Genomic DNA, 13,333 nt, shown 5'->3' on the forward strand with positions numbered 1-13,333 from the left:
GACCTGAGAACCGTCACTCTGGCAGCCACTATTGATCATTTGCCCTTTTCGTGGCGATGCTCACAGTGTCTGATTATTCCCTTACATGCCCGGCGCCCCGTCCACCTCCCGCCCTCCCGCGCGTCCCCGTCCGGGTGGGCCCTCCCACGACACCTGTTCCGGTCAGCCGGAGACGCTCGCCCGGCCGTTCTCGATGTGTCCCATCAGCCGACGGCGGAAGACATCGTCCCCGTCGACCGTGACGGCCAGGTCGTACCAGCCGTGCGCGTCGGCCGCCGAGTGGACGACCGTACGGCTCCGCCCCGGCTTGACCTTGATCGTCCTCGTCCAGTCCCGCAGGTCCGCCTCGTCGACGTAGCCCAGCGGCCGGACGGTGTAGGTGAGCGTCCGCCGCCCCGTGTTGCGCAGGGTGAGGTGCAGATCGCGCTCGTGGACGTCGACCCAGGTGGCGACCTCGGGCCCGCCTTCGGCGGTTCCGGCGAACTCGCGGCGGAAGCCGTTCGGCCCGGTCACCGTGAACCGGTACGCCTCACCGGCAAGGGGCACCGTCCAGATCGCCGTGCCTCTGACGTCCCGGTGCTGCGGGACGGGGAACTCGCCCGCGTACGGGTAGAGCGCGAAGTGCGCCGACGAACGGCCCGTGTTGCTGAGGGCGACCCGCACCGCCCCGTCCACGATCTTCGCCTGCGCGTCCGGCTGGTACGGCAGCGGACGGGCGGGCCGGACACCGGACTCCTGTACGGGCATCTGCTGGACGGCGGGCGGCTTCGGCGCCCAGCGTCCGCTGAACGGCGGGATGACGCCCGGCTGCTCCACCTCGGGCCGGCGCCGTCCGCGCGTGAAGTCGAAGGCCGACGTCAGATCACCGGTGACCGTGCGCCGCCAGTCGCTGATGTTCGGTTCCTGCACGCCCGTCCACCGCTCCAGGAAGCGGATCACGGAGGTGTGGTCGAAGACCTCGGAGCAGACGTAGCCGCCCACGGTCCACGGCGACACGACGAGCAGCGGCACGCGCACCCCGAGGCCGGTGGGCTTGGACTCCCACTGCTCGTCGGTCACCTCGGGCGGCGCGACCGGCGGCGGGACATGGTCGAAGAAGCCGTCGTTCTCGTCGTAGTTGATGATGACGGCGGTGTGCCGCCAGACATCGGGGTGCCTGCCGAGCGCGTCCAGGACCTTGTAGACGATCGTCGCGCTGTGGATCGGGGAGGAGACGCTCGGGTGCTCGGAGTCGACCGCCGACGGCACCAGGTAGGAGACCTCGGGCAGTGTGCCCGCCGCGACGTCCTCGGCGAACGCGTCGGCCAGCGTGCCGGTCTCGACCCGGCGCAGCGCTCGCTCGAAGAGGCTGCGTTCGGCCTCGGTGAGCGTGGCGACCCCGTCCTCCAGCAGTCCGAGCAGCCGCTCGCGCTCCGCCGCGTCGTCCGTGTCACGGACGGCCGCGTAGAAGGACTCCATGTAGGTGTGGCCGCCGGTCTTCGCCAGCGCCTTGCGGGCGATCGCCTTGAACGTGGCGAAGAACTCGATCTGGTTGTCGGTGAAGTTCTCCCACTCGGTGTACGTCTTCCAGCTGTGCCCGGCCTTCTCCAGCCGTTCCGCGTACGTGCTCCAGCCGTATCCCGGATGGGTGCCCTCGCTGTACGCGTCGTTGCCGACCGCCCGCTTGCCGTTCGCCTCGAAGCCCGTCTTCCCGCTCCACAGGTGGTTCCGGTTGGGGCTGGTGGAGGTGTGGATGGACGAGTGGTAGGCGTCGCAGACCGTGAAGGTGTCGGCCAGTTCGTAGTGCAGCGGGATGTCGCGGCGGTCGTAGTACGCCATGGTGGCGGCCGTCTTCGCGGTCACCCAGCCGTTCATCCAGCCGCCGGCCCATGCCTTGCCGCCGCCGCTCCAGGAGTGGTCGAGGGCGCCTATGTACTGGAGATCCTTCTTCTGTATCGCGGCGGCGTCCCGGACCGGGAACGGCAGCACGGAGGTGCCCGATGCTCCGGGCTGCTCGAAGACGGGCTTGCCGGAGGGCAGTTCGATCGCGTTGCGGTCGCCGAAGCCGCGTACGCCGCGCAGAGTCCCGAAGTAGTGATCGAAGGAACGGTTCTCCTGCATCAGGATCACCACGTGCCTGATGTCCCCGAGCCCGCCGGACCCCGCCGGGCGCACCGGCTGCGCGGCGAGCGCGGCCTGCAGCGACGGCGGCAGCAGCGACCCGGCAGCCGCGGCACCGAGAGCGCCGCCGCCGAGCGCGAAGAGTCGTCGCCGTGAGATGTCCGTGGTCAAGTTGAGCCTCCCGAGTCCGGTCCTACAGCCGGGAAGCTAATCAAGCCAGGTGGCGGCAGAAAGACCACCGCGCGGCCCTGCGGTGAACGTCCAGCAGGCCACCTCGGGGAGCCCGGACCTCCTGCCCGGACCTCCTGCCCGGCCGCGGTACCGGTCACACCCCGATCGTGTGCAGCGCTCCCCACAGCGCGACCGTCGACACAACCAGTGTCGCCGGTACGGTCAGCAGCCCCAGCCGGGTGAAGTGGCCCAGTTCGGGCGCGGTGCCGTGGGCGTGCAGGATGCGGCGCCAGAGCAAAGTGGCGAGCGAGCCGACATAGGTGAGGTTCGGCCCGAGGTTCACCCCGATCAGCGCGGCGAGCAGCGGTCCCGGTCCGGCCGCCGCGACGACCGGGAGCAGGGCCAGGATCGCGGGCAGGTTGTTGATCAGATTGGCCAGCACCGCCGCCACCGCGGCCACCGCCAGCAGCGCGGGCAGTGACGAACCGTCCGGCAGGAGCGCGCCGATCCCGGCGCCGAGACCGTGATCGACGACCGCCTTGACCACCACGCCGAGGGCGAGCACGAAGAGGCAGAACAGTGGGTGGGCGGCGTGCACCAGCCCCTTGACCGTGGTTCTCCGCTGTCCCAGTGCCCGGATCCCGAGGACGGTCGCTCCGGCCAGCGCGGCCCACAGCGGTTCCGCGCCCGCGAACGACGTGACGACGAAGCCCGCCAGTGTCAGGGCGAGGACGACGAGCGTGAAGACGGGGACACCGGTCGGTTCCTCGTCCGGATCCGGCGGGTGCGCGCCCGCTGCCAGGTCGTCGGCGAAGACGCGGCGGAAGATGACGTACTCGACGGCGATGGCAGCCAGCCACGGCAGGCACATCAGCGCGGCGAAGCGAGTGAAGGAGAGGCCGCTCGCGGTGAACGCCAGCAGGTTGGTGAGGTTGGAGACGGGAAGCAGCAGGGACGCCGAGTTGGCGAGATGCGCGCAGGCGTACACGTACGGGCGGGGGCGGGCGCCGACACGGGCGGCGGTGGCGATGACGACGGGCGTCAGCAGGACCACCGTGGCGTCCAGGCTGAGGACGGCTGTGATCAGCGCCGCCACGACGAAGACCCCGCCGAGCAGCGGCCCGGTCCGCCCCCGGCAGAGACGGGCGACCATATGGCCGGCGGCCGTGAACAGTCCTTCGTCGGCGCAGAGCTGCGCCAGCACGAGAATGGCGGCGAGGAAGCCGACGACCGGCAGCAGGCTGCCGACCTGGGCCCGTGCGTCCGCGAACGGCACCGCGCCGAGGACCACCACCAGCACGGCGGCGGGTACGGCGATCGTCGCCTCGGGCAGCCCCCGGGGGCGTACGACGGCGAACGCCAGCACCGCGAGGAGCAGCGCGACGGAGACGATCTCGGCGGTGACGGTGTTCAGCGGACTCTCTCTCCGGACGCGCAAGGAATCATGAAGGGGCGGTGCACCCGTTGGCCGGGTGCACCGCCCCTTCACCTACGTACGTACGCAGCCGCAGCTGCGCGAAGGACTCAGCCCTCGACGCCGAGCTTCTCCAGGATCAGCTCGCGCACCCGGGCCGCGTCCGCCTGACCGCGGGTGGCCTTCATGACCGCGCCGACGAGTGCACCCGCCGCCGCGACCTTGCCACCGCGGATCTTGTCCGCGACGGCCGCGTTGGCTGCGATGGCCTCGTCCACGGCCGCGCCCAGGGCGCCCTCGTCCGAGACGACCTTCAGGCCGCGCTTCTCGACGACTGTGTCCGGGTCGCCCTCGCCCGCGAGGACACCCTCGATGACCTGGCGCGCCAGCTTGTCGTTGAGGTCGCCGGAGGCGACGAGCTCGGTCACCCGGGCGACCTGCGCCGGGGTGATCGCCAGCTCGTCCAGGGCGACGCCGGACTCGTTGGAGTTCCGGGCCAGCTCGCCCATCCACCACTTGCGGGCCTGGTCGGACGGGGCACCCGCCTCGGTCGTGGCGACGATCAGGTCGACCGCGCCCGCGTTGAGGATCGACTGCATGTCGAACTCCGAGACGCCCCACTCCTCGCGCAGCCGGTTGCGGCGTACGCGCGGCAGCTCGGGGAGCCCCTTGCCCAGCTCCTCGACCCAGTCGCGGGCCGGGGCGACGGGCACCAGGTCCGGCTCCGGGAAGTAGCGGTAGTCCTCGGCGTTGTCCTTGATGCGGCCGGCCGTGGTGGAGCCGTCCTCCTCGTGGAAGTGCCGGGTCTCCTGCACGACCTTGGCGCCGGAGTTCAACACCGCGGCGTGGCGCTGGATCTCGTAGCGGGCGGCACGCTCGACGGAACGCAGCGAGTTCACGTTCTTCGTCTCGGAGCGGGTACCGAAGGTCTCGGTGCCGTTGGGGCGCAGCGACAGGTTCACGTCGCAGCGCATCTGGCCCTGCTCCATGCGGGCCTCGGAGACGCCGAGCGCCTTGATGAGCTCACGCAGCTCGGCGACGTACGCCTTCGCGACCTCGGGGGCGCGCGCGCCCGCTCCCTCGATCGGCTTGGTGACGATCTCGATGAGCGGGATGCCCGCACGGTTGTAGTCCAGCAGGGAGTGGGACGCGCCGTGGATACGGCCGGTGGCGCCGCCGACGTGCAGCGACTTACCGGTGTCCTCCTCCATGTGGGCGCGCTCGATCTGCACCCGGAAGATCTCCCCGTCCTCCAGCTGGACGTCCAGATAGCCGTCGAAGGCGATCGGCTCGTCGTACTGCGAGGTCTGGAAGTTCTTCGGCATGTCCGGATAGAAGTAGTTCTTCCGGGCGAAGCGGCACCACTCGGCGATCTCGCAGTTCAGCGCGAGACCGATCTTGATGGCGGACTCGACGCCGATGGCGTTGACGACCGGCAGCGAGCCGGGCATGCCGAGGCAGGTCGGGCACGTCTGCGAGTTCGGCTCCGCGCCCAGCTCGGTGGAGCAGCCGCAGAACATCTTGGTCTTGGTGCCGAGCTCGACATGGACCTCGAGGCCCATGACGGGGTCGTACGTCGCGAGGGCGTCCTCGTACGGCACCAGGTCAGTGACAGTCACGGTGAAACTTTCCCTCTCAACCCAGCAGTACGTCGTCGTCGCCCAGGCGCTTCAGCTCTCGGTAGAGCAGAGCGATGCCGGTGGCGATGGCGGCAGCGGAGACGACGGCGTCGACCAGCCGGAGCGTGTCGTGCTCGGAGCGTGCCTTCTTGGCCTGCTTGAGCACGCTCACCGCACCGAACGCGGTGGTGCCGATGGACAGGTACGTACCGGTCTTGGACTTCTTGAAGCCCTTGGCCTTGGTCAGTGCGCTCACAGTGACGGAGCCTCCTCCAGCAGCGGGTGCCCCCACTTTTCCACGAAGGCGGCCTCGACGGCGGCCCCGACCTTGTACAGCCGGTCGTCCTTCATGGCGGGGGCGATGATCTGCAGACCGACCGGCAGACCGTCCTCCGGTGCCAGACCGCAGGGCAGCGACATCGCGGAGTTGCCTGCCAGGTTGGTCGGAATGGTGCACAGGTCGGCCAGGTACATCGCCATCGGGTCGTCGGCGCGCTCGCCGATCGGGAAGGCGGTGGTCGGCGTCGTCGGGGAGACGATCACGTCGACCTGCTCGAAGGCCTTCTCGAAGTCCCGCGTGATGAGCGTGCGGACCTTCTGCGCCGAGCCGTAGTACGCGTCGTAGTAGCCGGAGCTGAGTGCGTACGTACCGAGGATGATGCGGCGCTTGACCTCGTCGCCGAAGCCGGCCTCGCGGGTGAGCGCGGTGACATCCTCGGCGGACCTCGTGCCGTCGTCGCCGACCCGGAGGCCGTACCGCATGGCGTCGAAGCGGGCCAGGTTCGAGGAGCACTCGGACGGCGCGATCAGGTAGTACGCCGACAGACCCAGGTCGAAGGACGGGCAGTCCAGCTCGACGACGGTGGCACCGAGCGACTTCAGAAGCTCGACCGACTCGTTGAAACGCTGGACGACACCGGCCTGGTAGCCCTCGCCGGAGAACTGCTTGACGACGCCGATGCGCATGCCGTCGACGCTGCCGTTGCGGGCGGCCTCGACGACCGGCGGGACCGGGGCGTCGATGGACGTCGAGTCCAGCGGGTCGTGTCCGGCGATCACCTCGTGGAGCAGCGCCGCGTCCAGGACCGTACGGGCGCACGGGCCGCCCTGGTCGAGGGAGGACGAGAAGGCGACCATTCCGTAGCGGGAGACCGCACCGTAGGTGGGCTTGACGCCGACGGTGCCGGTGACGGCGGCGGGCTGGCGGATGGAACCGCCGGTGTCCGTGCCGATGGCGAGCGGCGCCTCGAACGACGCGAGGGCGGCCGAGGAGCCACCTCCGGAGCCGCCCGGGATCCGGGTGAGGTCCCACGGGTTACCGGTCGGGCCGTAGGCGCTGTTCTCGGTGGAGGACCCCATGGCGAACTCGTCCATGTTGGTCTTGCCGAGGATGACGACGTCGGCGGCCTTCAGCTTCTTGGTCAGGGTCGCGTCGTACGGCGGAACCCAGCCCTCGAGGATCTTCGAGCCGACGGTGGTCGGCATGGTCTTCGTGGTGAAGATGTCCTTCAGCGCGAGCGGGACACCGGCCAGCGGGCCGAGCTTCTCGCCCGCGGCCTTCTTCGCGTCGACGGCACGGGCCTGCGCGAGCGCGCCCTCACGGTCGATGTGCAGGAAGGCGTGGACCTTCTCGTCGACCGCGTCGATCCGGGCCAGGTGCGCCTCGGTGACCTCGACGGCCGTGAGCTCGCCGGAAACGATCTTCGCGGCGATCTCGGCGGCGGTGAGCTTGATGATGGAGCTGTTGTCCGTCATGGCTGTTAGTCCTCCCCCAGGATCTGCGGCACCTTGAAACGCTGCTGCTCCTGGGCCGGGGCGCCGGAGAGCGCCTGCTCGGGGGTGAGCGACGGACGGACCTCGTCCGCGCGCATGACATTGGTCAGCGGCAGCGGGTGGGAGGTCGGCGGTACGTCTTGGTCGGCGACCTCGGAGACGCGGGCGACCGCGCCGATGATGTCGTCGAGCTGACCGGCGAAGTGATCGAGCTCTTCGCCCTTCAGCTCCAGACGCGCCAGCCGGGCGAGGTGGGCGACCTCCTCGCGCGTGATGCCAGGCATGCAGCGATCCTCAGGGGTGAGTGTTGTGGTTTTGGCCCCAATCCTATGGGGTCCGGCGCTGACGGAGCCGCCACCCACGGAACACTCGCCTCCGGTCAGCCTCCGGCCGTGCCCGTATCGGGGGCGATCGGCTCGATTCCGCCGCCGGGATCCGGGCCACCGGGCCGGCTCATGTCGTCGCCGGACGCGACTGCGCGGCCCGCCCCGGCTGCCGCTGCTCCAACTCGGCCACCGCTGCGGTCACGCCCGTCACGCCCGATGCGGCGGCAGCGGCCGCGGCGGCCGCCGCCTCCAGCTCCGCCGGCCGCCGCCAGCCGTGCTCACCGCGCGCCCGCAGCCACGCCGTCGTCTCCTGCGGCGGCATCGCGGCCGCGACCAGCCACCCCTGCACCGCATCACAACGCAGGTCCCGCAGCCGCTCCCACGTCTCGTCGTCCTCGACGCCCTCGGCGACGACCAGCAGGCCGAGCGAGTGGGCCAGGTCGATGGTGCAGCGGACGATCTCCGCGTCCTCGTTGTCGACGGCCAGCCGGGCGACGAAAGACCGGTCGATCTTGAGCTCGCTGACCGGCAGCCGGCGCAGGTGGACCAGCGAGGAGTACCCCGTACCGAAGTCGTCGAGGGACATCTTCACGCCGTGCCCGGTCAGGCCGGCCAGCGTGTCGGCGGCGCGCTGCGGGTCCTCCAGCAGCACGTGTTCCGTAATCTCCAGCTGGAGGGAGCCGGCCGGTACGCCGTGCCGGGCGAGCCGGGCCGCGACGCCGCCCGCGAAGCCCGGGGTGTGGACGTCGCGCGGGGAGACGTTGACCGCGACCGGGACGAACAAACCCTGCGCCCGCCACCGGGCGACCTGGGCCAGCGCCGTCTCCAGCACGTACTCGGTGAGGTGCGGCATCAGACCCGACGACTCGGCGATGGCGATGAACTCGTCCGGAGGGACCCGGCCGCGCTCCGGGTGCACCCAGCGCACCAGCGCCTCGAGCCCGGCCACCTGGCCGTCGAACCGGACCTTCGGCTGGTAGTGGAGCTCGACCTCGCCGGCGTCCAGCGCGCGCCGCAGGTCCCCGAGGAGTCCGAGCCGGTCCGGGGTGTTGCTGTCCCGCTTCGACTCGTACACCTCGACACCCGTACGGTCCCGCTTGGCCTGGTACATCGCCACGTCCGCCCGTCTGAGCAGCCCTTCGGCGTCCAGCGCGTGGTCGGGGTAGACGGCGACTCCGGCGCTGGCCTCCAGCACCAGGGTGAGGCCGTCGAGGTCCAGTGGTGAGGAGAGCTCGGCGACCAGATGGCGGGCGACGCGCTGGGCACTGGTGGTGGAGTCCGCGGTCGGCAGCAGTACGGCGAACTCGTCGCCGCCGAGCCGCGCGGCCTCCGCTCCGCGCGGCAGGGCGAGCCGGAGCCGCTCCGCGATCTGCAGCAGCAGCCGGTCCCCCGCGAGATGGCCGAGGGTGTCGTTGACCGCACGGAACCGGTCGAGGTCGATCAGGACGAGCGCGGATCTGGCGCCGATGTTCTCGGCGTCCTCCAGCGCTGTCCATGTGCGCTCCAGCAGCCACTGCCGGTTGGGCAGTCCGGTCAGCGGGTCCCGCAGCTGCTCCTCGGCCCGGGCCCGGGCGATCCAGAGGGTGGAGTCCAGGGCGATCAGCGGAACGGCGAACAGCGGCAGCAGTACGGGTGTGGCGATCGCGACGACGCAGATCAGCGGGGCGAGCCCGAGGAGCGCGACCGCGACGAGCCCCTGGCGCAGCAGGGCGGTGCGGGCGATGGTCGGCAGCCCGCCGCCCTGGGGTGCCCGTGCGTACCAGAGGAGGATCCTGGTGACGACGAGATAGGTGGAGGCGGCCAGAATGACTTCCGGGACGGCGTCGATGCCCCAGTCGAGTGGCTGCCAGGGCGACTCGACGGACTGCAGGTCGCCGAACGCGGCGAGGACCAGGGCCGCCGCACCTATCCCCAGGATGTCCACCGCACCATGCAGCAGCCCCTGCCACCAGCGGTGTCTGCGCGCCACTCCGACGAGCACGACGACGACCAGGCTGACCAGGCCGGCGGGCACCCAGCCGTAGAGCAGCAGCACGGCGAGGGTGAGGGCGGCGCCGGATCCGGTACCGCCCCACCAGCGGTCCCGCCCGAGCGCGACGAGATGGCCGACGATGATCCCGGTGAGGACGGCGAGCGCCCAGCCTGCCGCACCGTTCGGGAAGAGTGCGTGCCCGGCGCTCACGGTCCGGTAGAAGCCGGTCGCCAGCTGAACAGCGGCGATCAGTACAACGGCGGCACCCACTTTGGGCATGAGGCCGAGGAAACCTTGCAGCCGTGACACCGGTGCGGCGCTCTCGGTCGGTTTCATTCCGTCCCTCTCACAGCCGGCGGTGCCGATGTCACCTGCTCGTCCCGCTCCCATGCCACCACGAACCCATGACCGTCACGCAGCCGGGATCACCGTCACGCATCCGGGCACGGCGGGCGCACGTCTCAACAGTAGGCCGCGGAACGCCCGTACGGGCAGCGCTCTACAGCTCTTGCCCGAATGCGAACTGACCATCACTCAGCATCTGATATGCGCCGAACGGGTGAACCGGGCGAACCGGTCGTGCCCTTCGCCCGTCCGGGCCCAACGCGGCTCGGCTACTCCTCGACCGGTCCGGCAACCGGTACGGCCGCCTCGCGTGCCGCGTCAGGCCCCTGTTCGAGCAGTACCGCGAAGCCCGCCCCGTCCAGAACCGGAACCTTCAGTTGCATCGCCTTGTCGTACTTCGAGCCCGGATTGTCGCCGACCACCACGAACGAGGTCTTCTTCGAAACGGATCCGGTCACCTTTGCCCCACGGCTCTGCAGGGCCTCTTTCGCGCCATCCCTGGTGTGGTCGGCCAGCGTGCCCGTGACGACGACGGTGAGCCCTTCGAGCGGACGCGGCGCCTCGTCCTCACCCGCGCTCTCGTCGGCCATCCGGACCCCGGCCTCCCGCCACTTGCGCACGATCTCCCGGTGCCAGTCCTCCGCGAACCACTGGGTGACCGAGGCGGCGATGATGGGTCCGACACCGTCCGCTGCGGCCAGCTCCTCCTCGGTCGCCGCCTCGATGCGGTCCATCGAACGGAACTGACGTGCCAGCTCCTCGGCCGCGACCGGACCGACATGACGGATCGAGAGCCCGGTGAGGATCCGGGCCAGCGGCGCCTGTTTGGCGGCGGTGATCGCTTCGAGCATCGCCACGGCGTTCTTCTTCGGTTCGCCGTGCTGGTTGGCGAAGACCAGGGCGGTCTTCGCCTCGCCGGTCTTCGGATCGTGCTTGGGCAGTCCGCTGTCCATGTCCAGGACGTAGGCCCGGATCGGCAGCAGCTGCTCGATCGTCAGCCCGAAGAGGTCGCTCTCGTCGCGCAGGGGCGGCTCGGTGGGCTCCAGCGGCTTGGTCAGGGCGGCCGCCGCGACATAGCCGAAGTGGTCGATGTCCAGGCACTTGCGGCCCGCGAGATAGCCGACGCGTTCGCGCAACTGCGCGGGGCAGAAGCGCGCGTTGGGACAGCGGACGTCGATGTCGGCCTCCTTCATGGGCCGCAGCTCCGTCCCGCACTCGGGGCAGTGGGTCGGCATCACGAACGCCCGCTCGGTGCCGTCCCGCAGATCGACGACCGGGCCGAGGATCTCCGGGATCACATCGCCCGCCTTGCGGATCACCACCGTGTCCCCGATGAGGACGCCCTTCTCCTTCACCACGTTCTGGTTGTGCAGGGTGGCGAACTCGACCTCGGAGCCCGCCACCTCGACGGGTTCGACCTGTGCGTACGGCGTGACCCGGCCGGTGCGTCCGACACCGACCCGGATGTTCACCAGCTTGGTGTTCACCTCTTCCGGCGGGTACTTCCAGGCGATCGCCCAGCGCGGGGCGCGCGAGGTGGAGCCCAGCCGGCCCTGGAGCGCGATCTCGTCGAGCTTGACGACGACGCCGTCGATCTCGTGCTCCACGGAGTGCCGGTTCTCGCCGAAGTGCGCGATGAACTCCCTGACGCCGTCGAGGGAGTCGACGACCTTGTTGTACTTCGCGGTGGGCAGTCCCCATTCGTGCAGCAGCTCGTAGGCATGCGAGAGCCGGTCGATCTCGAGGCCCTCGCGGGCGCCGATGCCGTGCACCACCATGTGCAGCGGGCGTCCGGCAGTGACCTTCGGGTCCTTCTGGCGCAGGGAACCCGCCGCCGCGTTGCGCGGGTTGGCGAACGGTTTGTCGTCGGCCGCCACCAGCCGGGCGTTGAGCTCCTCGAACGCCTCCATCGGGAAGAAGACCTCGCCGCGGATCTCGACCAGCGCCGGGATCCGGTCGCCCTTCAGCCGGTGCGGGATCTCGGCGATGGTGCGGACATTGGGGGTGATGTCCTCGCCGGTGCGGCCGTCGCCGCGGGTCGCGGCGCGGGTCAGCAGCCCCTGCTCGTACGTGAGGTTGACCGCGAGGCCGTCCACCTTGAGCTCGCACAGGAAGTGGTAGGTGCTGGTGCCGACGTCCTTGGCGACGCGCTCGGCCCAGACCGCCAGCCCCTCGTCGTCGAAGGCGTTGTCCAGGGAGAGCATCCGCTCGCGGTGCTCGACCGAGGTGAACTCCGTCCGGTACGGCCCCGCGACCTTCTGGGTCGGCGATTCGGGCGTACGCAACTGCGGGTACTCGTCCTCCAGGTCCTGCAGCGAGCGCATCAGCCGGTCGAACTCGGCGTCGCTGACGACCGGCTGGTCGTTCACGTAGTACCGGAAGCGGTGCTCCTCGATCTGCTCCGCAAGGAGCGCATGCTGCTGATGCGCCTCCGCGGGCACTTCCGATTTCTGTCCGCCGGCCATCGTCTCGTCCTCCCGTTACCCGATACCCGCTTACTCAGGGTTGTCTGCGAGCGATCTCGCGGCCCGGGCGCAGTGGGCGAGCGCGGCGCGCGCGTACGCGGGCGACGCACCTGCGAGCCCGCACGACGGGGTGATCACCAGCGACTCGGCGAGAGTCCCCGGATTCAGCCCCAGCCTGCGCCACAGCGTCCTGACACCCATGACGCTACCGCCCGGGTCCGACAATGCGCCCGAGGCCGGGTCGGTGCCGGGCACCACCCCGAGGAAGAGCTGCGTACCGCCTTCGACCGCTTCCCCGATCGCCTCCTCCTCACGCTCGGTGAGCAGTGAGAAGTCGAACGAGATGCCGTCGGCACCGGCCCGGCGCAGCAGCGCGAACGGCACGTCGGGCGCGCAGGTGTGCACGAGCGTCGCGTCTTCCCCGTTCGCCGCCAGGACATCGCGGAGCGTGCCCTCCACCACCTGCCGGTCCACGGCCCGGTAGGTGCGGTAGCCGCTCGCCGTCCTGATGTGCCCGCGCAGTGCGCCGGTCAGGGACGGTTCGTCGAGCTGGAGGATCACCCGGGCGCCGGGCATCCTGCGCCGTACCTCCGCGAGGTGACCCAGCAGCCCCTCGGCCAGGGAGGCCGCCAGATCGCGGCAGGCACCCGGGTCGCCGAGCACGGCCTCGCCGCCCCGCCGTTCCAGCGCGGCGGCAAGCGTCCAGGGACCTACGGCCTGGACCTTGAGCGGGCCCTGGTACCCCTGGGTGAACTCCTCCAGGGCGTCGAGGTCCTCACCCAGCCAGGAGCGGGCCCGCCGGGTGTCGCGGCCCGGTCGGTCACTGATGCGCCAGCCGCTGGGCTCGACATGGCCGTACATGTCGACGAGCAGTCCGATGGTCCGCCCGATCATGTCGGCGCCGGGCCCGCGTGCGGGCAGCTCCGGCAGATACGGCAGTCCCTCACCGTCCGCCAAGGACCCGGTGACGGTCTTCGCCGCCTCCCGCGCGTCTCCCCCGGGCATGGATCCGATCCCGGTCGCGCGGCACCCGCTGAACTTGCTTTTCTCGGTCACGCAGGAAGCCTACGGTCCGGGCCGCCGGCGCCGTCGCGGGCCCGGCCGGCCCGGCGGCCGACACTCGCGGGCCGGGGCCGGGCTCCACTCGG

General features: G+C 70.6%; 9 protein-coding genes. All 9 read right to left on the bottom strand.

The annotated features are described in order from the left end of the window. Positions 1-162: 162 nt before the first annotated feature. Entirely contained in the window at positions 163-2,271 is a 2,109-nt protein-coding gene (locus OHA88_RS16955) for a phosphocholine-specific phospholipase C (protein WP_328626149.1), read from the bottom strand. 154 nt (positions 2,272-2,425) lie between these two features. Next, a complete protein-coding gene (locus OHA88_RS16960) occupies positions 2,426-3,709 on the bottom strand; it encodes an SLC13 family permease (RefSeq protein WP_443044239.1) in 1,284 nt (427 codons plus the stop codon). An 86-nt stretch (positions 3,710-3,795) separates the two neighbouring features. Then, a complete protein-coding gene (gatB, locus tag OHA88_RS16965) occupies positions 3,796-5,304 on the bottom strand; it encodes an Asp-tRNA(Asn)/Glu-tRNA(Gln) amidotransferase subunit GatB (protein ID WP_328626150.1) in 1,509 nt (502 codons plus the stop codon). A gap of 16 nt (positions 5,305-5,320) precedes the next feature. Continuing rightward, positions 5,321-5,560: a hypothetical protein gene (locus OHA88_RS16970; RefSeq protein WP_030930926.1), complete on the bottom strand. Its 240-nt coding sequence runs from the start codon at positions 5,558-5,560 to the stop codon at positions 5,321-5,323. Next, positions 5,557-7,059: an Asp-tRNA(Asn)/Glu-tRNA(Gln) amidotransferase subunit GatA gene (gene gatA / locus OHA88_RS16975; protein ID WP_328626151.1), complete on the bottom strand. Its 1,503-nt coding sequence runs from the start codon at positions 7,057-7,059 to the stop codon at positions 5,557-5,559. Before gatA ends, OHA88_RS16970 begins: the two co-directional genes overlap by 4 nt. 5 nt (positions 7,060-7,064) lie before the next feature. After that, positions 7,065-7,361, bottom strand: coding sequence for an Asp-tRNA(Asn)/Glu-tRNA(Gln) amidotransferase subunit GatC (gene gatC / locus OHA88_RS16980; protein ID WP_015036350.1), 297 nt, complete (start codon positions 7,359-7,361; stop codon positions 7,065-7,067). A gap of 169 nt (positions 7,362-7,530) precedes the next feature. Then, positions 7,531-9,711 (bottom strand): putative bifunctional diguanylate cyclase/phosphodiesterase, encoded by a 2,181-nt coding sequence (locus OHA88_RS16985; RefSeq protein ID WP_328626152.1) that lies wholly within the window; start codon positions 9,709-9,711, stop codon positions 7,531-7,533. A 278-nt stretch (positions 9,712-9,989) separates the two neighbouring features. Further along, positions 9,990-12,185, bottom strand: a complete 2,196-nt coding sequence (gene ligA / locus OHA88_RS16990) for an NAD-dependent DNA ligase LigA (protein WP_328626153.1) — start codon at positions 12,183-12,185, stop codon at positions 9,990-9,992. A gap of 30 nt (positions 12,186-12,215) precedes the next feature. Continuing rightward, positions 12,216-13,241, bottom strand: coding sequence for a methionine synthase (locus OHA88_RS16995; protein ID WP_328626154.1), 1,026 nt, complete (start codon positions 13,239-13,241; stop codon positions 12,216-12,218). Positions 13,242-13,333 lie beyond the last annotated feature (92 nt).

The sequence above is a fragment of the Streptomyces sp. NBC_00353 genome (genome assembly GCF_036108815.1).
In the GTDB taxonomy this organism is placed as follows: domain Bacteria; phylum Actinomycetota; class Actinomycetes; order Streptomycetales; family Streptomycetaceae; genus Streptomyces.